The sequence below is a fragment of the Microbacterium capsulatum genome (assembly GCF_030865425.1).
Classification (GTDB): domain Bacteria; phylum Actinomycetota; class Actinomycetes; order Actinomycetales; family Microbacteriaceae; genus Microbacterium; species Microbacterium capsulatum.
Genome location: NZ_JAVFCB010000014.1, coordinates 23,050 through 43,090, shown reverse-complemented (window position 1 = coordinate 43,090; position 20,041 = coordinate 23,050). Strand labels below are relative to the sequence as shown.

The following is a 20,041-nucleotide window of genomic DNA, read 5'->3' as shown; positions in this document are numbered from 1 at the left end:
ATCAGCCCTTCTTCTGCTTGTCGGTCCAGTACTGGTCCCAGGACTTCAGCAGATCCTTGGTGCTCATGTTGCCGAGCAGCACGCTCTGCACGTCCTGGTCGGACTTCTGGATCCACTCGGTCCACCAGCTGACGCCGCGCGGCTGCTGCACGTTGACGTAGGTGTCCGGGTGCTGGGTCATCGTCACGTAGCTGCTCCACGGCCCGGTCGAGTAGAACGGGTCCTTCGCGGCGGCCGCGATGATCGGCACGAGGCTGTTCTTCTGCGCGAACGTCGTGGCAGGCTTCGCCGACGACAGGTACTCGACGAGCTTGACCGCGGCCTGCTTGTGGGCGCTGGACTGCGCGACGCCCCAGCCGGCGACCGCGAGCGGCTGCGCGGCCTTGCCGGACGGTCCGACGAGCAGCGGCGCGGTGTTCCACTGGTCCTGCTTCAGGCTCGAGGCGGACACCGTGGCGATCACCTCGGGGTCCTGCAGCAGGAAGCCGGTCGTGCCGTTCGTGAAGCCGGCGACCATCTCCGGGTACCCCCAGGAAACGGCGGACGGCGGGGAGGCCTTCTTGAACAGGGCGAAGTAGTCGTCGACCGCCTTCTGCGCCGCGGGCGACGAGAAGATCGTCTTGCCGTCCTTGAGGTTGAAGGCGTTCTTCACGTCGAGGTCGTCGATCGTGTAGGCCTCGATCGCGGCGACGACGTTCGAGTTGGCGTTCTTGCCGCCGCGGAACGCGTAGCCGAACTGGTTCTTGGCGGGATCCTGGATCTTCGACGCCTGCTCGAGCAGATCGGTCCAGGAGTGCGGGGGTGCGGAGAAGCCGGCCTGCTTGACGAGGTCCGTGCGGTAGAACAGCGACAGCCCGTAGAAGCCGTACGGCACGAACCAGCTCTTGCCCTTCGAGTCGGCCGCGGACTTGGCGTTGTCGGTGAGCTCCTTCCAGCCGTCCCAGCTCTTCAGGTCGCCGGACATGTCGTACAGCCAGTGGTTGTTCGAGAACGGGCCGACGGTGATGTCGCGCACCTCGAGCACGTCGATGCCCTTACCCGACTGCAGCATCTGCTGGATCGTGGTGTCGGCCTGTTCGGTCGGCGGCGAGACCAGCTTCACGGTGATGTCCGGGTTGGCCTTCTGGAAATCGTCCAGCAAGCCGCGGATGAGCTTGGTGCGGTCGGGGTTGGTCAGGCTCTCCACCATCTGGAGGGTGACCTTGCCGTTCGAGCCGCTGCCGGTCGTCGCTCCGCCGGAGCATGCCGTGAGCGCGAGGAGGGCGACAGTGCCCACCCCGGCGATCGCGGTGAGTCGGGTGCGCTTCACCATGGGGCTTCCTTTCGTTGTGTGGATACTGCAGGGGGATGATGCAAGGGATCAGGATCGGGCGAGTTCGAGGATCCGCGGGACGCAGCGCTCGGCGAACGCCTCGAAGTCGGCGGCCTCGGTGTACAGATGCGCGGAGAGGCGGAAGTACCCTGTCCCCGCGAAGCTCGTGAACGCGGTCTCCACACGCAGCTCGTCGAACAGCCGCATGCGCAGGTCGTCCGCCTCTTCGCGGCCGCGGCCGATGCCGCGGGGCAGGCGCACCAGGCGCATGGAGGGCACGGGCATCGGGAGGTCCACGAGCGCCGGCTCGTCCGCCTGCGCCTCGAAGGCGTCGGCGATGATCCGGGCGCCGGCGTCGGCGATCTCCGAAAGCGTGGCACGGGTGCGTTCCCAGCCGTACTCCCGCTCCACGAAGGCGATCGCGGCGGGCGTGGCGAGGTACGCCGTCGCGTCGATCGTGCCCTGGGTGTCGAAGCGGGCGGGGTAGGCCTCGTGCGCGGCCCACGAGTCGATCAGCGGCCAGAGCTCGTCGCGATCCTCGGCGCGGGTGACGAGGAGGGCGGATCCGCGCGGCGCGCAGGGCCACTTGTGCAGGTTGCCGAACCACCAGTCCCCGCCGCCGGCCAGCGCGGCGTCCGGGACGAGCCCCGGCGCGTGCGCGCCGTCGACGAGCACGCGGACGCCCCTGGCGTGCGCGAGCGCGGTGATCTCGGCGGTGGGGAGGCGCCGGGCCGTGGGGGAGGTGATCTGATCGACGACGATGAGGCGGGTACGCGGGCCGATCGCCTCGGCGAACCGGGCGAGGACGGCGTCCTCGTCGTCGAAGAGGCCGAGCCCTACCGTGCGCACGCGGGCGCCGAAGCGCCGCGCGAGCCGTGCCGCGCCCATGGTGACCGCGCCGTAGCCGTGGTCGGTCACGAGGATCTCGTCGTCGGCGTCGAGGCGCAGCGCGTTGTAGACGACGGTCGCGGCGGCGGAGGCGTTGGGCACGAAGACGGAGTCCTGCGGGGCGGCGCCGACGAACGGGGCGGTGAGCGCGCGCGCCTCGGCCACCTTCTCAGCGATCCGCGGGAACCAGCCGATCGGGCCGAGGTCGGCCTCGCGCCGCAGCCGGTCCTGGACGGCGACGACCTCGCTGGGCACCGCGCCGAAGGACCCGTGGTTCAAGTGCACGATCGTCGGGTCGAGCGGCCAGGCGTTGCGGGCCCGGTCGTAGGACTCCAGGCGCACCGGGGCGGTGCGGGCGGCCGTGCGGGGGTCGTCCATGGGCGTGCTCATCCTCGAGAGTTCAGGGAGTGATGTCTGACTTGTCGCACAACTTTGCCACACAAGGAAGCAAATGGCCATCTTTTCGGCTTTTGCGTGCCGAGTCGTTATACAACTATCGTCGGACGGGCCTGGTGCCCCACACTCGGAGGGGATGGCGCAGGAGGAGGAGCATGAGCGCACTCGACACCGCACTGCACGGGCTGCGTGCGCTGATCGCCGACGGCGCGCTGCGCCCGGGCGACAAGCTCCCCAGCGAGGGCGAGCTGTGCGATCAGCTCGGCGTCTCCCGCGGCTCGGTGCGCGAGGCGATCCGGATGCTCGCCGCGCTCGGCGTCCTGGAGACCCGGCACGGATCCGGCAGCTACGTGAGCACCCTGCGGCCCGCGGATCTCATCCAGGGGCTCTCGCTGACCGTCGACCTGCTGCCGCTCGACGCGATCCTGGAACTCGTCGAGATCCGTCGCCCGCTCGAGGCGCACGCGGCCGCGATCGCCGCGGCCCGCGCGGACGACGAGACCCTGGCGGGGCTCACCGAGCTCGTGGAGCGGATCGCGGACTGCACGGACGACGACGAGGCCTCCCGGCTCGATCACGAGTTCCACATGCGCATCGCGGACCTCGCCGGCAACGCCGCGCTCACCAGCCTCCTGCAGGTGCTGCGTTCACGGACCCGGCAGTACCGGATCTTCGACGACGAGGACGCCGCGCAGCTGAAGGATCTCTCGGACGCCGGGCACCGCGCAATAGCGCGGGGACTCGTCGCCCGGGATCCGGCAGCGGCCTCTGCGGCCGCCGCGGGCCACGTCGCGCAGACCGAGTACTGGCTGCGCAAGCAGATGGCCGAGGAGGCCGTGGCCCCCGACGTCGCCGGCCGGCCCTAGCCTGGAGCCATGGTCAACTATCGATACCTGGGCAACAGCGGTCTGAAGGTCTCCGAGATCACCTACGGCAACTGGGTCACCCACGCCTCGCAGGTCGAGGACGACGCCGCGATCAAGACGGTGCAGGCCGCGCTCGACGCCGGCATCACCACGTTCGACACCGCGGACACCTACGCGAACACCGCCGCCGAGGTCGTGCTCGGCAAGGCGCTCGCCGGCCAGCGCCGGGAGAGCCTGGAGATCTTCACGAAGGTCTACTTCCCGACCGGCCCGAAGGGCCCGAACGACACCGGCCTCAGCCGCAAGCACATCTTCGAGTCGATCAACGGATCCCTGCAGCGCCTCGGCACCGACTACGTCGACCTGTACCAGGCGCACCGCTTCGACTACGAGACCCCGCTCGAGGAGACGTTCCAGGCGTTCGCCGACGTCGTCCGTCAGGGCAAGGCGCTGTACATCGGCGTCTCCGAGTGGACCGCGGAGCAGCTCCGCGAGGGCCACGCGCTGGCGAAGCAGCTGGGCGTGCAGCTCATCTCGAACCAGCCGCAGTACTCGATGCTGCACCGCGTGATCGAGGGCAAGGTCGTCCCCGCGTCGGAGGAGCTGGGGATCTCGCAGATCGTCTGGTCGCCGATGGCGCAGGGCGTGCTGAGCGGCAAGTACCTGCCCGGTCAGCCGGTTCCGGAGGGCTCGCGCGCGACGGATCCGCATTCCGGGGCGCACTTCATCCGGGAACTCCTGCAGGACGACATCCTCGAGGCCGTGCAGCGGCTGAAGCCGATCGCCGCCGAGGCGGGTCTGACGATGCCGCAGCTCGCGATCGCGTGGGTGCTGCAGAACCCGAACGTCGCCGCCGCGCTGGTCGGCGCCTCCCGCCCGGAGCAGCTCGCCGACACGGTCAAGGCCTCCGGCGTCGTGCTGGACGCCGACACCCTCGCCGCGATCGACGCGGCGCTGGGTTCGGTCGTGCACTCCGACCCGGCCGACACGTACGAGGTGTCGCCGAAGCACCGCCTGGTCTGAGCCCGTTCGGGGTCGTTGAGCGAGCGAAGCGAGACGAAACGCGGCGTCCTCGCTCAACGACCCCGCTGGCGGCGATGCCTCAGTTGATCGTGATGTCGACCTGCAGGTCGTTCGCGATCCGCTCCAGGGTCGCGCGCAGCGCATCGGGGTCCGCCGACGCGGGCACGGTCGCGACCACGGTCGCCTCGAACAGGCGCCCGCCGGCCATCGCCGCGTCGCGCACCTCGCTCGTCATGCTGCCGATCGTCAGCGCGTGCGCGGTGAGCGCGCCGGACACCTCGCGCACGATGCCCGGGCGGTCGTTGCCGAGCACGTGCACGGTGAGCCGCACGGGCGACGCGTCCTCGGACGCCGCCGTGCCGGGCTGCACCGCGATCGTGAGCAGTCCGTCGAGGCCGGAGAGCTCGCCGCGCAGGGCGTCCACGCGCTCGGCCGGAACGGACACCTCGATCACCCCGGCGAACGTGCCCGCGAGCTCGGCGAGACGGCTGTTCTCCCAGTTCCCGCCGTGCGCGTCGACGACGTCGGCGACGGTGGCGACGAGGCCCGGACGATCGGATCCGACGACGGTGAGGATGAGCGTGGTCATGCCGCCAGCGTAGCGAGCGCGGCCGCCGCGGTCACGGAAAACGCCGGACCGAGGATCTCACTCCTCGCGCCACTCCCCGCTGCTGAGGAAGTGCTCCATCCGCGCGCGGTGAGGGGCGAGGTCCCAGCCCCGCTCCGCCACCCAGTCGTCGGAGTAGTACGTGTCGAGGTAGCGCGCGCCGCCGTCGCAGATGAGCGTGACCACGCTGCCGCGCTCGCCGTCCCGGAGCATCCGCGCGATGAGCTGGAACGCGCCGACCAGGTTCGTGCCGGTCGATCCGCCGGCCCAGTGCAGCGTGCGCTGCTTGAGCAGCCGGATCGCGGCGATCGACGCGGCGTCGGGCACCGGGATCATCTCGTCGATGATCCCCGGCACGAACGACGGCTCGACGCGCGGGCGGCCGATGCCCTCGATCCTGCTCGGAGTGCCGGTGGTGAACGACGGGTCCTGGTTCGCCCAGCCGCCGTAGAAGGCCGAGCCCTCCGGGTCGACGACCGCGATCCGGGTGTCGTGCCGGCGGTAGCGCACGTACCGGCCGAACGTGGCGCTCGTGCCGCCGGTGCCGGCGCCGACGACGATCCAGCTCGGGATCGGGTGCCGCTCGCGGCTCAGCTGGCTGAACACGCTCTCGGCGATGTTGTTGTTGCCGCGCCAGTCCGTCGCGCGCTCGGCGTAGGTGAACTGGTCGAGGTAGTGCCCGCCGCACTCGGCGGCGAGCCGCTCCGCCTCGGCGTACATGTCGGACGCGGCGTCGACGAAGTGGCAGCGCCCGCCGTAGAACTCGATGAGGTCGATCTTCTCCTGGCTCGTCGAGCGCGGCACGACCGTCACGAACGACAGCCCGAGCATGCGCGCGAAGTACGCCTCGGACACCGCCGTCGAGCCGCTCGAGGCCTCGACGAGCGTGGAGCCGTCGTGGATCCGCCCGTTCACCAGCGCGTACAGGATCAGCGAGCGCGCGAGGCGGTGCTTGAGGGATCCGGTCGGGTGCACCGACTCGTCCTTGAGGTACAGGTCGATGCCCCACTCCGCCGGGAGCGGGAAGACGTGCAGATGCGTGTCGGCGCTGCGGTTCGCATCCGCCTCGAGCATGGCGATGGCGGATCCGGTCCAGTCGGCGGTCATGTACCGAGGGTACCGGCGCGGTGTTCTGTTCGAAGCGCTCAACTGTCTCGGTTCCCGGGTCGGATCCGGCCGGTTGCGCACGTCGAACGGAGGGATCCGCCTGTCCGCCGGACGGCGGTGTTCAGGCCAGGCCGTAGACCCGGGCGGCGTTGCGCCAGAGGACCGCGTCGACGTCGAGCCCTCGATCCTCGGCCCAGCCCGCGACGGCGTCGAGCCAGGCGGTGCGGTCGCCCGCGCGGTACCCCTCCGGGCCGACCGCGGAGACGGGCCAGTCGCTGCCCCAGAGCAGGCGGTCCGGTCCGAAGGCGTCGGCGACGACGTCGAGGAACGGCGCCACCTGCGTGGCGTCCCAGGATCCGCCCGCTTCCGCGGGCAGGCCGGACAGCTTGACCGCGACGTTCCCGTGGACCGCGAGATCCCCGATGTCCCGGATCCATGCGGCGTCGGGAACGAGCGGGACGGGCGCGGTGCCGACCGCGGGCTTGCCGAGGTGGTCGAGCACGATCCGCAGCTCCGGCAGGGCCGCGGCGAGGGCCGTGACGTCGGGCAGCTGCGGGGGGCGGACGCAGGCATCGAACGCCCAGCCGCGGGCGGCTACGGACGCCGCGCCGGCGAGGAACGCCTCGGACGTGGCGGTGCCGTCCGGCTCGCCCTGCAGCAGGTGGCGCACGCCGACGATCCGCGCTCCGGAGGCGAGCGCCAGTTCCGCCAGGGCGACGAGATGCGCCTCAGTCTCCGCACCACGGTCGAGCCGGGCACCCGCGACGATCCCGACGACGCCCGTGGCGGGCGCGGACTCGGCCACCCAGCGCACCTCGTCGAGGAACTGCGCCTCCAGGCACTCGGCCTGCACGAAGACCGCGGCGCCGGCCGTATCCGTCTCCGCGAGTTCGGCCCCGGCGAACCGCGCGGCGAGCGGACCCTCCAGCCAGGGGTAGTCGAGACGGGACGGATCCCACAGATGCAGATGGGAGTCGAGCACGCGCATGACGACATCCTCTCTCAGGTCCGCCGAGAGCGGGTGCAGACATCCGATGAATCTGCGAGGATGTGCGCTATGGCAGTCACCGACGAGGCGATCGAGAAGATCAAGGCGATGATCGTGTCCGGTGAGCTCGGCCCGGGCGACCGGCTCCCGCCGGAGAAGGAGCTCGCCGAGCGACTCGGGCTCTCCCGCAACTCCATGCGCGAGGCGGTGAAGGCGCTCGAGGTGATCCGGGTCCTCGACGTACGCCGCGGCGACGGCACGTACGTCACGAGCCTCGAGCCGCACCTGCTGCTGGAGGCGATCAGCTTCGTCGTCGACATGCACGACGACGACTCGCTGCTGGAGCTTTTCGCGGTGCGGCGGATGCTGGAGTCGCAGGCCACTGGGCTCGCCGCCACGCACGGCGACGAGGCGGCGATCGCCGAGCTGCAGCAGGAGATCGACGCCGTCGACGCCGACGTCTCGCTCGACGACCTCGTGGCGCACGACATGCGCTTCCACCACGAGATCGCGCGGATGACCGGCAACGGCTACCTGGCCAGCCTCATCGACAGCCTGAGCAGCCAGACCGTGCGCGCGCGGATCTGGCGCGGGCTCACCGAGGAGGGCGCGGTCGAGCGGACGCTGTCCGAGCACCGGGCCATCGCCGATGCGATCGCCCAGCACGATCCGGCCCTGGCGACCTCACTCGCGACCGCGCACATCGCCGGCGTCGAACGCTGGCTGCGCCAGGCCGCCCAGGCCTGAGGAGCGGAGCCGGCCGCCGGTGTAGCCTGGCGCCGGACGGGAGGCGCGCATGGCTTCGGAACGGGTTCCCCTGGCGGTGCAGAGCATCGACGCGCCGCTCACCGGATCGGCGGTCTTCCTCGTCGTGACCGTGCGTGATGACCGGGTCGACCGGGCGCGGACGGCGACCGCCGGCCTCGAGGATCTCGTCAAGACGGTCGGCTTCCGCGACCTCGACGCGCACCTGACCTGCACGGTCGGGATCGGCGCCCGGATCTGGCCGGCGCTGACGGGACGTGCGCTGCCCGCCGAGCTGCACCCGTTCCGCGAGATCGCCGGCGCGACGCACACCGCCGTCTCCACGCCCGGTGATCTGCTGTTCCACATCCGCTCCGACCGGCAGGACCTGTGCTTCGAGTTCGAGCGGCTGCTGCTCGCCTCCCTCGGCGACGCCGTCGCGGTCGAGGACGAGGTGTCGGGCTTCCGCTATTTCGACGCCCGCGACCTCCTCGGCTTCGTGGACGGCACCGCGAACCCGATCGGCCCCGACCTGCCCGCCTCCACGCTCGTCGGCGACGAGGATCCGGCCTTCGCCGGCGGCAGCTACGTCGTCGTGCAGAAGTACCTGCACGACCTCGACGCGTGGGCGCGGCTGAGCACCGAGGAGCAGGAGGCGGTGATCGGCCGCACCAAGGCGGACAACGTCGAACTCGCCGACGCGGAGAGCGGGCAGCGCGCACACAAGACGCTCGCCACGATCGAGGATTCCGAGGGCGAGCACGACATCCTGCGTGACAACATGCCGTTCGGCCGCCCCGGCGCGGGCGAGTACGGCACGTATTTCATCGGTTACGCCCGCCGGCTGCAGATCATCGAGCGGATGCTCGAGCGCATGTTCGTCGGCGTCCCCGAGGGCCTGCACGACCGGATCCTCGACGTGTCCACCGCGAAGACCGGATCCGTGTTCTTCGCCCCGTCGGCCGTGCTCCTCGCCGCCCTCGACGATTGAGCACGGCGGACGGCGCGGGTGAGGTCCAGGCCGTGTCGAACTCAGTCGATCCGCCCGTGTTCGCGCGCGTCAGTGCGGGCAGGTCGCGGATCGGCTGAGTGCGGAACGCCCGGCCGGCCTACTCCGGTCGCAGGCGCAGCTGCGCCATACCGCCGTCGACCTCGATGAACGTGCCGGTCGTGGATCCGGACGCGGGGCTGACGAGATAGAGCACGGCGCCGGCGACCTCGTCCGGCGAGACCAGGCGGCCGTGCGGCTGACGGGCGTTCAACGCGGCGCGCTCGGCCTCGGGGTCGGCGGCGGAGTCGAGCAGACGGCCCACCCAGGGGGTGTCCGCGGTGCCCGGGTTGACCGCGTTCACCCGGATCCCCTCGCGGAGGTGATCGGCGGCCATCGCCCGGGTGAGGGCCGAGACGGCGCCCTTCGACGCGCTGTAGAGCGCCCGCTGCGGCAGGCCCGTGGTCGAGGCGATCGAGGCCGTGTTGCAGATCGCGGCGGCCGGGGACTTCCGCAGCCACGGCAGCGCGGCCGAGGTCACCCGGGCGATGCCGGTGACATTGACCGAGAGCACCCGTGCCCACTCGTCGTCGTCGTTGGCGGCGACGTCGCCCTGCGCGCCGATCCCGGCGTTGTTGACGACGATGTCGATCCGGCCGAAACGCTCCGCGATCGCGGCGACCGCCTCGTCCACGCTCGCCCGGTCGGAGATGTCGGCGGTGTACGCGGCGAAACGCGGATCCGCTCCCGAGGCATCCCGATCCAGCACCGCCACCTGCGCGCCCTGCGCGTGCAGCTGCGCGGCGATCGCGGCGCCGATCCCGGCCGCCCCGCCCGTGACGATCGCGACGAGACCCTCGACCTGACCGCTCATCTCTGCGCCTCCCATGCGACGAACTCCTGACGCTGGCTGCCCAACCCGTCGATGTCGACCTCGACGACGTCGCCGGGCTTCAGGTACGGGAACCGGCCGCTGAGCGCGACGCCCTGCGGGGTGCCGGTGAGGATCAGGTCCCCTGGCTCGAGCGTCATGACCTGCGACAGGTGATGCACGAGCTCGGGGACCGTGAAGACCATGTCGTCGGTGGACGAGTCCTGCCGGGGCTCGCCGTTCACGAAGCTGCGCAGGCGCAGCGTCTCCGTGTCGATCTCGTCGGGGGTGACCAGCCACGGGCCGGTCGGGTTGAAGCCGAACGCGATCTTGCCCTTCGACCACTGCCCGCCGGAGATCTCCAGCTGGAACGTGCGCTCGGAGACGTCGTTGCACAGGACGTAACCGGCGATGTGCGCGGCGGCCTCGGCGGGGGAGTCGAGGTAGGCGGTGCGCGCGCCGATCACGACGCCGAGCTCCACCTCCCAGTCGGTCTTCTCGCTGCCGCGCGGGATGGTCACGGTGTCGTTCGGGCCGACGACCGTGTTCGGCGTCTTCAGGAACATGATCGGGACCGTGGGCGGCTCGGATCCGGACTCACGGGCATGCGCCGCGTAGTTCTGTCCGATGCAGACGACCGCACCGGGCCGTACGATCGGGGATCCGATCCGCAGCGCGTCGGCGCCGTCGAGTTCGGCGAGCGCACCCGCGTCGAGCGCGGCGCGCGTGCGTGCGGCGGGGTCGGAGGCGAGGAAAGGGCCGTCCACATCGGACGTCACGGGGCGCAGATCGTAGGTGCGGCCCTCTTCGATGACGACGGGGATCTCGGATCCGGACTCGCCCAGACGCGCGAACTTCATGGTTCTCCTGCCTTCTCGCGGATGCGGGGAGGATCCTCGCGCGCAGGGTGCGTCGCAGAGGACCCGCGTTGACAGTATAGACATCGGATGTTTACACTCCAACTGTCCGCGGCGGACGGCCGGGCGCGATCGCTCTGCGCAGCCCGGCCGCCCCAGAACAGGAGAACCGTGAGCCGCATCGTCGCGCTGGAGACCAGCGACATCCGCTTCCCCACCTCGCTCAGCCTCGACGGCTCGGACGCGATGAACCCCGATCCCGACTACTCGGCGGCGTACGTGATCGTGCGCACCGACGCCGAGGACGGCATCTCCGGGCACGCCTTCGTGTTCACGATCGGCCGCGGTAACGACGTGCAGGTCGCCGGCATCGACACCCTCGCCGGGCATCTCGTCGGCCGCGAGCTCGAACCGCTGCTCGACGACATGGGCGGCACCTTCCGCGAGCTCATCGGCGACTCGCAGCTGCGCTGGCTCGGCCCGGAGAAGGGCGTCATGCACATGGCCATCGGCGCCGTGATCAACGCGCTCTGGGACATCAAGGCCAAGCGCGCGGGGCTTCCGCTCTGGCAGCTGCTGGCCCGGATGACGCCCGAGGAGATCGTCGATCTCGTCGACTTCCGCTACCTCACCAACGCGCTCACCCGAGAGGACGCGGGGGAGATCCTCCGCGCCGCCGTCCCGGGCCGCGCCGAGCGCGAGCAGGAGCTCCTCGCCACCGGCTACCCCGGCTACACGACGAGCCCCGGCTGGCTGGGTTACAGCGACGAGAAGCTCGAGCGGCTCGCCCGTGAGGCCATGGCCGACGGCTTCACCCAGATCAAGCTCAAGGTCGGCGCCGACCTGGAGGACGACATCCGCCGGTTCCGCAAGGCGCGCGAGGTGTGCGGGCCCGACTTCGCGATCGCGATCGACGCGAACCAGCGCTGGGAGGTGTCGGAGGCGATCGAATGGGTGAACGCCCTCGCCGAGTTCCACCCGGCGTGGATCGAGGAGCCGACCAGCCCCGACGACGTGCTCGGGCACGCCGAGATCGCCCGCGGCGTCGCCCCGATCCGGGTCGCGACCGGCGAGCACGCGCAGAACCGGGTGATCTTCAAGCAGCTGCTGCAGGCCGAGGCGATCCAGGTCATGCAGATCGACGCGGTCCGCGTCGCGGGCGTGAACGAGAACATCGCCAACCTGCTGCTCGCGGCGAAGTTCGGCGTGCCGGTCTGCCCGCACGCCGGCGGGGTGGGCCTGTGCGAGGCCGTGCAGCATCTGTCGATGTTCGACTTCGTGGCGGTCTCGGGCAGCCGCGAAGGCCGGATGATCGAGTACGTCGACCACCTGCACGAGCACTTCGTCGTGCCGACCGACATCCGCGGCGGCTCGTACATGGCGCCCACGGCCCCGGGCAACGGCATGGAGATGAAGGACGCCAGCCGCGCCGCATACGCCTGGACCGGCGAGCACCGCGGGGCGGACGCGCATGTCTGAGCGGGGGCGCGTGCCGACGCAGGTCGATTCCGCGCCGCGGCCGGCGATCCCGGCCCTCGGCTATGGGGCAGCGAACCTCGGCAACCTGTTCCGTGCGCTCACCGACGACGAGGCCTGGGCGGTGCTCGACGCCGCGTGGGAGAGCGGCATCCGGCACTACGACACCGCGCCGCACTACGGCCTCGGCCTGTCCGAGCGCCGCCTCGGCGCCTTCCTGCAGACCAAGCCGCGCGACGAGTACGTGCTCTCCACGAAGGCCGGGCGCCTGCTCCGGCCGAACCCGGATCACGTCGCGGGCGGCCTCGACACGGCCAACGACTTCCATGTGCCGGACGATCTGCTGCGGGTCGGCGACTTCTCGGCTGCCGGGATCGGGGCGAGCCTCGACGAGTCCCGCGAGCGGCTCGGCATCGAGCGGATCGACATCCTCTACCTGCACGACCCCGAGCGCTACGACCTCGATCTCGCGCTCGCCGAAGGCTTCCCCGCGCTCGAGGAGCTGCGCGCCGAGGGCCGGGTCGGCCGGATCGGGATCGGATCGATGACCGTCGATGCGCTCACCGCCGCCGTCCGCTCCGCCGACCTCGACACGATCATGGTCGCCGGCCGGTACACCCTGCTCGAGCAGCCGGCCGCGGCCGAGGTCATCCCCGCCTGCGCCGAGCGGGGCACGCGCATCGTGGCGGCGTCGGTCTTCAACTCCGGTCTTCTCGCGCAGAGCGAGCCGCGCCGCGACGGGCGTTACGAGTACGGCGCCCTCCCCGAGGAGCTGTGGCAGCGCCTGGTGCGGATCGCCGACGTCTGCCGCGAGCACGACGTGCCGCTGCCCGCTGCCGCGATCCAGTACCCGCTGCAGTCGCCGGTCGTGGAGTCGGTCGTCGTGGGCGGCAGCCGCCCGGAGCAGCTCCGGCAGAACGCCGAGCTCGCCGCCCTCGAGATCCCCGCCGACCTCTGGCGCGAGCTCGCCGCCGAGGGGCTCATCCCGGCCTGACTGCCCAGTACCGAGGATCGGGTCCGGATTCCGCCGACCGTGTCCCGAAACCCGAGGACCGTGTCCCGAATTCTGTCCGGATCCCGGCCGGATCGCGACAGAATTCTGGACACGATGGATCCTGACCCCGCACACCCGAAGGAGACCCCGTGCTCGAAGGAATCAACCCGCTGCTCACCGGCGAGCTGCTGCTGCACCTCGACCGGATGGGGCACTCCGACGCGGTCGTCGTCGCCGATGCGCACTTCCCCGCGTGGGCGCTCGGCGCCCGCGTGATCGACCTGCCCGGCACGACGACCCCCGAGGTCGTCGCCGCGATCCGATCGGTCCTGCCCCTTGACGACGCCCCCGGCATCGACCTCATGACCTCGGCCGACGGATCCGTCCTCGACGTGCAGCGCGAGCTGATGGCCGCCGCCGGAACCACCGAGCGCACCACTCGGTTCGTCGAGCGGTTCGCCTACTACGACGTGGCGAAGGCCGCGTACGTCATGGTCCGCACGGGCGAGACGCGCAAGTACGGCAACGCGCTGTTGCGCAAGGGCGTCGTCGGGCACGCGTCGGCCTGAGCCGGGCCGGGGGCAACCGGAGACGGACCGGCCTCGTCCTCAGCCCTCCGCGCGGCGCGCCCGGTACGCGGCGACCGCGTTGCGGTTCGCGCACACGGTCGAGCAGTAGCGCTTCGAGCGGTTGCGGGAGAGGTCGAGCGCGAGCGCCTCGCAGGTGTCGTCGGCGCAGATCGAGATGCGGGATCCCTCGTGCGCGCGGATGACGTCGACGAGCGCCATCGCGGTCTCGACGAGGATCCGCCCGGCGAGCGGGCTGTCGTCGTCGACGGCGTGCAGGTGCCAGTCCGCCGCGTCGTGCCGGGCGAGGCGAGGAGCCAGCGGGATCGAGGCGAGGGCGTCGTTCACGAGCGCCGCCATCTCGTCGCGCGGGGCGAGCAGCATCGCGCGCAGCCGGGGGCGCAGCGCACGCAGCGCCTGCAGCTCGGCCTCGTCCCGGTCCATCCGACCGGTGTACGGGAACTCGCGCAGGAACGCGGCCTCGTCGTCCAGGGTCGCGAGCGTCTCCGGATCCTCCGCCGAGTTCACGAGCCAGACCGCGGAGCGCAGCGCCTCCTGGGTGTCATCGGCGAAGGTCATATTGACATCTTACATCCGCCGCGAGTAGCGTCACATGTCATGAGCAGTGTGGTCAATGACAGGCGCGGGAGCACCGCACGTTTCGGCCTCGTCTTCGCGCTCGGCGCCGCGCTCTCGTTCGGGATGAGCGGCGCCTGGGCCCGGGGGCTCATGGATGCCGGCTGGACACCGGGCGCCGCGGTCACGGCCCGCATGTGGGTCGCCGCGCTCGTGCTGCTCGTACCGACACTGCTCGCGCTGCGCGGCCGCTGGACCGCGGTGCGCAAGAACGCCGGCATGATCCTCGCCTACGGTCTGCTCGCCGTCACGGCCGCCCAGCTGTGCTTCTTCCAGGCCGTGGCGGTCATGGACGTCGGGATCGCGCTGCTCATCGAGTACACGGCGCCGATCGCCGTCGTCCTCTGGCTCTGGGCCCGGCGCGGAGAACGCCCCGGCGCCCGCGGAATGATCGGCGCCGTCGTCGCGCTCGTCGGGCTCGTGCTCATGCTCGACATCGTCACCGGCGCGAGGGTCGATCTCGGCGGAATCGGATGGGCGCTCGGAGCCATGGTCGGCGCCGCGACGTACTTCCTGCTCTCCGCGCGCAGCGACACCGGGCTGCCGCCGATCGCCCTCGCCGGGCTCGGCCTGCTCGTCGGCGCGCTCGGCCTCACCGTGGCCGGTGCCGTCGGGATCCTGCCGATGGCGTGGAACACGCATGACGTCGTCTACCGCTTCGGCAGCGTGCCGTGGTTCGTCCCGGTGCTCGCGATCGGCGTCGTCGCCACCGCCCTCGCCTACACGCTCGGCATCGTGTCGACGCGCAAGCTCGGGTCCCGCGTCGCCTCGTTCGTCGCGCTCTCCGAGGTGATCGCCGCGCTGCTGTTCGGGTGGATCTTCCTCGGTCAGCTGCCGGATCTGCTCCAGGCGTGCGGCGGGCTGCTCGTGCTCGCGGGCGTCGTGCTGGTCAAGCTCGGCGAGCCCGCAGTGGCCGAGGAGTTCGCCGCGACGCCCGAGCCCGTGACAGAGCCGGTCTCGCCCGTCTGACCGGTCCCGTTCCGCCGATCCGGTCCCGATCCGCCGAGGATCGCGGCGGAGAGGTCCGCGGATCGGGACAATGCCGGCGGATCGGGTGCGCGGTGGTTCGGGCGCGAGGCGGACCGGGTCCGGGGATCTGTCCGGACGGCGAACCAATGTATACGAACCGCCGTACTTTCGCGGGAGACTGGCCCATGGCCTCGTTTTGTGCATACACTAACCCCATGACCATGGTCGGGGAGGGCATGCGGGCGGGGGAGCTCGCGTACCTCACGCTGCTCGAGGAGATCCAGTCCGGATCCCTCGCCGCCGGCACCGTGCTCGCCGAGGTCGAGCAGGCCGAACGGATCGGCGTGAGCCGCACGCCGCTGCGCGAGGCGCTGCGCCGGCTGGCCGCTGACGGGCTCGTCGAGCAGGTGTCGCCCCGGGTCACCGTGGTCGCCCGGATCGACGCCGGCGACATCCGCGACCTGTTCGCGCTGCGGCGGGCGCTCGAGGAGACGACGGCGCGCACCGCCGCCGCGGCCTCCGACCGGGCGGAGTTCGCCGTGCTCGCCGCCGCCTTCGCCGCCGCGGCCCGCACGCTCGACGATGATGCCGGGCGGGCCCGGTACTACGCCCTCATCGCCCGCTTCGACGAGGCCCTCGACGCCGCCGTCGGAAACGACTACCTCACCGCGGCGCTGCGCACGGTGCGCACGCACCTCGTCCGCGTGCGCCGCATGGCCCGGGACAATCCGGCCCGGCTCGTCGCCTCCGTAAACGAGCATCGCCTCATCGCCGAGGCGATCGGATCCGGCGACGGCGATCTGGCCGCGCACGCCACCCACGTCCACCTGCACAACGCGCTTGCGAGCATCCTCGATTCGCTGAGTGCGTCGGATGCCCCCGTTTCGTCTCGCTCCGGCTCCGCCGGCGCTCGCTCAACGACCGAAGGAAAGGCCAGAGCATGACCGTCAACCACCACCTCCGCGTGCACCGCAGCGACGAGGAGCTCCCCCGCGAGGGGCAGCTCGCCTGGCGGATCGCCGAGATCGCCGCCGACGAGGTCGAGGTCGACGCCGACGTCGTCGACATGATCATCAACCGGATCATCGACAACGCCTCCGTCGCGGCCGCCTCGCTCACCCGCGCCCCCGTCAGCGCGGCCCGGCAGCAGGCCCTCGACCACCCCGTGTCGGTCGACGGATCCGGATCCACGATCTTCGGCTGCGCACTCGAACGCCGCACCAGCCCGGAGTGGGCGGCGTGGGCGAACGGCGTCGCCGTGCGCGAGCTCGACTACCACGACACCTTCCTCGCCGCGGAGTACTCGCACCCGGGCGACAACATCCCGCCGATCCTCGCGGTCGCCCAGCACGTCGGATCCGACGGCCGTGCGCTCACCCGCGCGCTCGCGACGGGGTACGAGATCCAGATCGACCTGGTCAAGGCGATCAGCCTGCACGCGCACAAGATCGACCACGTCGCCCACCTCGGCCCGTCCGCGGCCGCCGGCATCGGAACGCTGCTCGGCCTCGACGTGCCGACGATCTACCAGGCCGTCGGCCAGGCGCTGCACACGACGACCGCCACCCGGCAGAGCCGCAAGGGCGAGATCTCCACGTGGAAGGCGTACGCCCCCGCGTTCGCCGGCAAGGCGGCGATCGAGGCCGTCGACCGGGCGATGCGCGGCGAGACCTCTCCGAGCCCGATCTACGAGGGCGAGGACGGCGTCATCGCCTGGATGCTCGACGGCCCCGACGCCTCCTACGAGGTGCCGCTGCCCGTCGCCGGCGAGCCCAAGCGCGCGATCCTCGACTCGTACACGAAGGAGCACTCCGCCGAGTACCAGGCGCAGGCGCTCATCGACCTGGCCCGCAAGCTGCACGACGAGCGTCCCGAGCTCGCCGACCCGGCGAACATCGACAGCATCGTGATCCACACCAGCCACCACACGCACTACGTGATCGGATCCGGCGCGAACGACCCGCAGAAGTACGACCCGCAGGCGTCCCGCGAGACCCTCGACCACTCGATCCCGTACATCTTCGCGGTCGCCCTGCAGGACGGCGCCTGGCACCACGTCGACTCCTACGCGCCCGAGCGCGCGCAGCGCGAGGACACCGTGGCGCTGTGGCACAAGATCACCACGGCCGAGGACGCGGAGTGGACCCGCCGCTACCACTCGATCGACCCCGCGGAGAAGGCGTTCGGCGGCCGCGTGGAGATCACCCTGACGAACGGCGAGACCGTGGTCGACGAGATCGCCGTCGCCGACGCGCACCCGCTCGGCGCCCGGCCGTTCGCCCGCGCCGACTACATCCGCAAGTTCCGCACGCTCGCGGAGCCCGTGCTGGAGGAGGCCGAGATCGAGCGCTTCCTCGAGCTCGTGCAGCGCCTGCCCGAGCTCACCGCGGAGGAGGTCGCCGCGCTGTCGATCGTCGCCGCCCCCGGCGTGCTCGCCACGGCCCCGGCCCCCAAGGGCCTGTTCTGACCGACCGTGTCCCGATTTCCGCATCGCATGTCCCACTTTCTGCTCCGAGACCAGGGTTTCGAGAGCCGAAAGTGGGACACGGTGAGGAGCTGAGGAGGAACTGATGCTGTACGCCACCACTCCGGCCGCGGAGAAGCGGCGGATCCTGCGGGAGCGGCTCGCCGCGGGGGAGCTGCTGCGCTTCCCCGGCGCGTTCAACCCGCTGTCCGCCCGGCTCATCGAGCGGAAGGGCTTCGACGGGGTCTACATCTCCGGCGCGGTCCTGTCCGCCGACCTGGGCCTGCCCGACATCGGCCTGACCACGCTCACCGAGGTCGCCGGGCGCGGCCAGCAGATCGCCCGGATGACGGAGCTGCCCGCGATCATCGACGCCGACACCGGCTTCGGTGAGCCGATGAACGTCGCCCGAACGATCCAGACCCTCGAGGACGCCGGGCTCGCCGGCACCCACATCGAGGACCAGGTCAACCCGAAGCGCTGCGGCCACCTCGACGGCAAGGAGGTGGTCGACGAGTTCACCGCCGCGCAGCGGATCCGTGCCGCGGTCGATGCCCGGCGCGATCCCAACTTCCTCATCATGGCGCGCACCGACATCCGCGCCGTGGCGGGCATGGACGCCGCGGTCGGCCGGGCCAAGGCGCTCGTCGACGCCGGCGCCGACGCGATCTTCCCCGAGGCTATGCGCACCCTCGACGAGTTCGAGCGGATGGCCTCCGCGCTCGACGTGCCGATCCTCGCGAACATGACCGAGTTCGGCAAGAGCGAGCTGTTCACCACCGAGCAGCTGCGCAGCGCGGGCGTGCAGATCGTGATCTGGCCGGTGTCGATGCTCCGGATCGCGATGGGTGCGACCTCGCGCGCGCTGGATACGCTGAACGACGAGGGGCATCTCACCTCGAAACTCGGCGAGATGCAGCACCGCGCCGACCTGTACGACCTCATCGACTACGAGGCGTACAACCGCTTCGACACGAGCATCTTCAACTTCACCATCGACACCTCCGGTCGTTGAGCGAGCGGAGCGAGACGAAACGCGCGCGTTTCGTCTCGGTGCTTCGCTCCTCGCTCAACGACCACGGCATTGCAGAAGGAGAACGACATGAGCGACCCCGACATCAAGAAGGGCCTCGCCGGCGTGGTCGTCGACACGACGGCGATCTCGAAGGTCAACCCGGACACGAACAGCCTGCTCTACCGCGGCTACCCCGTGCAGGAGCTCGCCGCGACCCAGCCGTTCGAGGCCGTCGCATACCTGCTCTGGAACGGCGAGCTCCCGACCGCCGAGCAGCTCGCCGCGCTCCGGGCGACGGAGCGCAGGTACCGCGCGCTCGCCGACAACGTCAAGGCCGTGATCGACCTCACGCCGCGCGAGGCGCACCCGATGGACGAGGTGCGCAGCGCCGTCAGCCTCCTCGGCTCCGACGACCTCACCGGAGCCGGATCCGTCCTCGACGCGAGCGGCAGCCCCGAGGAGAACCTGGACCGCAGCGTCCGGCTGTTCGCGGCGCTGCCCGCGATCGTCGCGTACGGTCAGCGCCGCCGTCACGGCCTGGACATCGTCCCGCCGCGCGACGACCTGGACTACTCGGCGAACTTCCTCTGGATGACCTTCGGCGAGGAGCCGGATCCGGTCGTCGTCGACGCGTTCAACCGGTCGATGATCCTGTACGCCGAGCACTCCTTCAACGCCTCGACCTTCGCCGCGCGCGTGATCACCTCGACCCTCAGCGACCTGTACTCGGCGGTCGTGGGTGCGATCGGCGCGCTCAAGGGGCCGCTGCACGGCGGTGCGAACGAGGCCGTGCTGCACATCTTCGACGAGATCGGCACGGCGGATCAGGTCGTCCCGTGGCTGGACGAGGCCCTCGCGTCCAAGCGCAAGATCATGGGTTTCGGACACCGGGTCTACAAGCACGGCGACTCCCGCGTTCCGACCATGAAGGCCGCGCTCGACACGCTCGTCGAGCACTACGACCGTCCCGACGTCGCCGAGTTGTACGCGACGCTGGAGAGGGAGTTCGTGGCGCGCAAGGGGATCTACCCGAACCTCGACTACCCGTCCGGCCCGACGTACAACCTCATCGGCTTCGACACGCTCACCTTCACGCCGCTGTTCGTGGCGTCGCGCGTCACCGGCTGGACCGCGCACATCATGGAGCAGGCGGCGGCGAACGCCCTGATCCGCCCGCTGTCGGCCTACGTCGGCGTCGACGAGCGGCACGTGCCGACGCCGTAGTCGCGAGAGCCCTGCTCCTTCCCGTTTCGAAGAGCGCAAAGTGCTGTCCG

General features: G+C 71.0%; 20 protein-coding genes. 12 read left to right on the top strand and 8 right to left on the bottom strand.

The window, feature by feature from the left end:
• Position 1 precedes the first annotated feature (1 nt).
• Together RBR11_RS17680 and RBR11_RS17675 are read right to left on the bottom strand one after the other, a co-directional pair.
• On the bottom strand, positions 2 to 1,312 hold the full coding sequence (locus RBR11_RS17680) for an ABC transporter substrate-binding protein (protein ID WP_308490703.1): 1,311 nt from the start codon (positions 1,310 to 1,312) through the stop codon (positions 2 to 4).
• 48 nt (positions 1,313 to 1,360) lie between these two features.
• The gene (locus tag RBR11_RS17675) at positions 1,361 to 2,578 is read right to left on the bottom strand and encodes an aminotransferase class V-fold PLP-dependent enzyme (RefSeq protein ID WP_308490702.1); all 1,218 of its coding nucleotides are present in this window, start codon (positions 2,576 to 2,578) and stop codon (positions 1,361 to 1,363) included.
• Positions 2,579 to 2,751: 173 nt separating this feature from the next.
• On the opposite strand from RBR11_RS17675, the gene RBR11_RS17670 reads away from it, so the two are divergent.
• Complete coding sequence (locus RBR11_RS17670; protein WP_308490701.1) at positions 2,752 to 3,462, top strand: FadR/GntR family transcriptional regulator; 711 nt, start codon at positions 2,752 to 2,754, stop codon at positions 3,460 to 3,462.
• 9 nt (positions 3,463 to 3,471) lie between these two features.
• Positions 3,472 to 4,485 (top strand): aldo/keto reductase family protein, encoded by a 1,014-nt coding sequence (locus tag RBR11_RS17665; RefSeq protein ID WP_308490700.1) that lies wholly within the window; start codon positions 3,472 to 3,474, stop codon positions 4,483 to 4,485.
• Positions 4,486 to 4,564: 79 nt separating this feature from the next.
• On the opposite strand, the gene RBR11_RS17660 is transcribed toward RBR11_RS17665, so the two are convergent.
• The 3 genes from RBR11_RS17660 to RBR11_RS17650 all read right to left on the bottom strand — a co-directional run bounded on the left by RBR11_RS17660 (position 4,565) and on the right by RBR11_RS17650 (position 7,187).
• Entirely contained in the window at positions 4,565 to 5,074 is a 510-nt protein-coding gene (locus tag RBR11_RS17660) for a glycine cleavage system transcriptional repressor (protein WP_308490699.1), read from the bottom strand.
• 57 nt (positions 5,075 to 5,131) lie between these two features.
• Positions 5,132 to 6,199 (bottom strand): L-cysteine desulfhydrase Cds1, encoded by a 1,068-nt coding sequence (gene cds1 / locus RBR11_RS17655; protein WP_308490698.1) that lies wholly within the window; start codon positions 6,197 to 6,199, stop codon positions 5,132 to 5,134.
• A gap of 121 nt (positions 6,200 to 6,320) precedes the next feature.
• Positions 6,321 to 7,187 carry an amidohydrolase family protein gene (locus RBR11_RS17650; RefSeq protein WP_308490697.1) on the bottom strand — a complete coding sequence of 289 codons (867 nt, stop codon included), beginning with the start codon at positions 7,185 to 7,187 and terminating at the stop codon, positions 6,321 to 6,323.
• Between the two features lie 69 nt (positions 7,188 to 7,256).
• Between RBR11_RS17650 and RBR11_RS17645 the strand changes: the two genes are divergently transcribed.
• On the top strand, positions 7,257 to 7,934 hold the full coding sequence (locus tag RBR11_RS17645; protein WP_308490696.1) for a FadR/GntR family transcriptional regulator: 678 nt from the start codon (positions 7,257 to 7,259) through the stop codon (positions 7,932 to 7,934).
• 49 nt (positions 7,935 to 7,983) lie between these two features.
• A complete protein-coding gene (locus RBR11_RS17640; RefSeq protein ID WP_308490695.1) occupies positions 7,984 to 8,922 on the top strand; it encodes a Dyp-type peroxidase in 939 nt (312 codons plus the stop codon).
• Positions 8,923 to 9,040: 118 nt separating this feature from the next.
• On the opposite strand, the gene RBR11_RS17635 is transcribed toward RBR11_RS17640, so the two are convergent.
• Both RBR11_RS17635 and RBR11_RS17630 read right to left on the bottom strand, forming a co-directional pair.
• The gene (locus tag RBR11_RS17635; RefSeq protein ID WP_308490694.1) at positions 9,041 to 9,793 is read right to left on the bottom strand and encodes an SDR family NAD(P)-dependent oxidoreductase; all 753 of its coding nucleotides are present in this window, start codon (positions 9,791 to 9,793) and stop codon (positions 9,041 to 9,043) included.
• Entirely contained in the window at positions 9,790 to 10,650 is an 861-nt protein-coding gene (locus RBR11_RS17630) for a fumarylacetoacetate hydrolase family protein (RefSeq protein WP_308490693.1), read from the bottom strand. Before RBR11_RS17630 ends, RBR11_RS17635 begins: the two co-directional genes overlap by 4 nt.
• Before the next feature lie 168 nt (positions 10,651 to 10,818).
• Between RBR11_RS17630 and RBR11_RS17625 the strand changes: the two genes are divergently transcribed.
• From RBR11_RS17625 to RBR11_RS17615, 3 genes are all read left to right on the top strand, one after another.
• Positions 10,819 to 12,126 (top strand): L-fuconate dehydratase, encoded by a 1,308-nt coding sequence (locus tag RBR11_RS17625; protein ID WP_308490692.1) that lies wholly within the window; start codon positions 10,819 to 10,821, stop codon positions 12,124 to 12,126.
• The gene (locus RBR11_RS17620; protein ID WP_308490691.1) at positions 12,119 to 13,117 is read left to right on the top strand and encodes an aldo/keto reductase; all 999 of its coding nucleotides are present in this window, start codon (positions 12,119 to 12,121) and stop codon (positions 13,115 to 13,117) included. The genes RBR11_RS17625 and RBR11_RS17620 overlap by 8 nt, the downstream gene beginning before the upstream one ends.
• Positions 13,118 to 13,266: 149 nt before the next feature.
• On the top strand, positions 13,267 to 13,686 hold the full coding sequence (locus RBR11_RS17615) for an RbsD/FucU family protein (RefSeq protein WP_308490690.1): 420 nt from the start codon (positions 13,267 to 13,269) through the stop codon (positions 13,684 to 13,686).
• 39 nt (positions 13,687 to 13,725) lie between these two features.
• Here RBR11_RS17615 and RBR11_RS17610 read toward each other — a convergent pair whose 3' ends face one another.
• Positions 13,726 to 14,262, bottom strand: coding sequence for a CGNR zinc finger domain-containing protein (locus tag RBR11_RS17610; protein ID WP_308490689.1), 537 nt, complete (start codon positions 14,260 to 14,262; stop codon positions 13,726 to 13,728).
• A gap of 39 nt (positions 14,263 to 14,301) precedes the next feature.
• Here RBR11_RS17610 and RBR11_RS17605 point away from each other — a divergent pair, with 39 nt between their 5' ends.
• The 5 genes from RBR11_RS17605 to RBR11_RS17585 all read left to right on the top strand — a co-directional run bounded on the left by RBR11_RS17605 (position 14,302) and on the right by RBR11_RS17585 (position 19,991).
• Positions 14,302 to 15,288 carry an EamA family transporter gene (locus RBR11_RS17605; RefSeq protein ID WP_308490688.1) on the top strand — a complete coding sequence of 329 codons (987 nt, stop codon included), beginning with the start codon at positions 14,302 to 14,304 and terminating at the stop codon, positions 15,286 to 15,288.
• A 236-nt stretch (positions 15,289 to 15,524) separates the two neighbouring features.
• A complete protein-coding gene (locus RBR11_RS17600) occupies positions 15,525 to 16,232 on the top strand; it encodes a GntR family transcriptional regulator (RefSeq protein WP_308490726.1) in 708 nt (235 codons plus the stop codon).
• Positions 16,229 to 17,755: an MmgE/PrpD family protein gene (locus RBR11_RS17595; protein WP_308490687.1), complete on the top strand. Its 1,527-nt coding sequence runs from the start codon at positions 16,229 to 16,231 to the stop codon at positions 17,753 to 17,755. The genes RBR11_RS17600 and RBR11_RS17595 overlap by 4 nt, the downstream gene beginning before the upstream one ends.
• 103 nt (positions 17,756 to 17,858) lie before the next feature.
• The gene (gene prpB / locus RBR11_RS17590; protein WP_308490686.1) at positions 17,859 to 18,767 is read left to right on the top strand and encodes a methylisocitrate lyase; all 909 of its coding nucleotides are present in this window, start codon (positions 17,859 to 17,861) and stop codon (positions 18,765 to 18,767) included.
• Between the two features lie 87 nt (positions 18,768 to 18,854).
• Complete coding sequence (locus RBR11_RS17585; RefSeq protein WP_308490685.1) at positions 18,855 to 19,991, top strand: bifunctional 2-methylcitrate synthase/citrate synthase; 1,137 nt, start codon at positions 18,855 to 18,857, stop codon at positions 19,989 to 19,991.
• Positions 19,992 to 20,041 lie beyond the last annotated feature (50 nt).

Bases quoted from the DNA above. Each gene is read 5' to 3' on its own strand.
- RBR11_RS17640 (WP_308490695.1), top strand. From the start codon at position 7,984: ATGGCTTCGGAACGGGTTCCCCTGGCGGTGCAGAGCATCGACGCGCCG.
- RBR11_RS17610 (WP_308490689.1), bottom strand. From the start codon at position 14,262: ATGACCTTCGCCGATGACACCCAGGAGGCGCTGCGCTCCGCGGTCTGG.
- RBR11_RS17680 (WP_308490703.1), bottom strand. From the start codon at position 1,312: ATGGTGAAGCGCACCCGACTCACCGCGATCGCCGGGGTGGGCACTGTC.
- RBR11_RS17620 (WP_308490691.1), top strand. From the start codon at position 12,119: ATGTCTGAGCGGGGGCGCGTGCCGACGCAGGTCGATTCCGCGCCGCGG.
- RBR11_RS17670 (WP_308490701.1), top strand. From the start codon at position 2,752: ATGAGCGCACTCGACACCGCACTGCACGGGCTGCGTGCGCTGATCGCC.
- cds1 (WP_308490698.1), bottom strand. From the start codon at position 6,199: ATGACCGCCGACTGGACCGGATCCGCCATCGCCATGCTCGAGGCGGAT.
- RBR11_RS17630 (WP_308490693.1), bottom strand. From the start codon at position 10,650: ATGAAGTTCGCGCGTCTGGGCGAGTCCGGATCCGAGATCCCCGTCGTC.
- RBR11_RS17650 (WP_308490697.1), bottom strand. From the start codon at position 7,187: ATGCGCGTGCTCGACTCCCATCTGCATCTGTGGGATCCGTCCCGTCTC.
- RBR11_RS17635 (WP_308490694.1), bottom strand. From the start codon at position 9,793: ATGAGCGGTCAGGTCGAGGGTCTCGTCGCGATCGTCACGGGCGGGGCG.
- prpB (WP_308490686.1), top strand. From the start codon at position 17,859: ATGCTGTACGCCACCACTCCGGCCGCGGAGAAGCGGCGGATCCTGCGG.
- RBR11_RS17665 (WP_308490700.1), top strand. From the start codon at position 3,472: ATGGTCAACTATCGATACCTGGGCAACAGCGGTCTGAAGGTCTCCGAG.
- RBR11_RS17585 (WP_308490685.1), top strand. From the start codon at position 18,855: ATGAGCGACCCCGACATCAAGAAGGGCCTCGCCGGCGTGGTCGTCGAC.
- RBR11_RS17600 (WP_308490726.1), top strand. From the start codon at position 15,525: ATGCGGGCGGGGGAGCTCGCGTACCTCACGCTGCTCGAGGAGATCCAG.
- RBR11_RS17645 (WP_308490696.1), top strand. From the start codon at position 7,257: ATGGCAGTCACCGACGAGGCGATCGAGAAGATCAAGGCGATGATCGTG.
- RBR11_RS17675 (WP_308490702.1), bottom strand. From the start codon at position 2,578: ATGGACGACCCCCGCACGGCCGCCCGCACCGCCCCGGTGCGCCTGGAG.
- RBR11_RS17605 (WP_308490688.1), top strand. From the start codon at position 14,302: ATGAGCAGTGTGGTCAATGACAGGCGCGGGAGCACCGCACGTTTCGGC.
- RBR11_RS17660 (WP_308490699.1), bottom strand. From the start codon at position 5,074: ATGACCACGCTCATCCTCACCGTCGTCGGATCCGATCGTCCGGGCCTC.
- RBR11_RS17595 (WP_308490687.1), top strand. From the start codon at position 16,229: ATGACCGTCAACCACCACCTCCGCGTGCACCGCAGCGACGAGGAGCTC.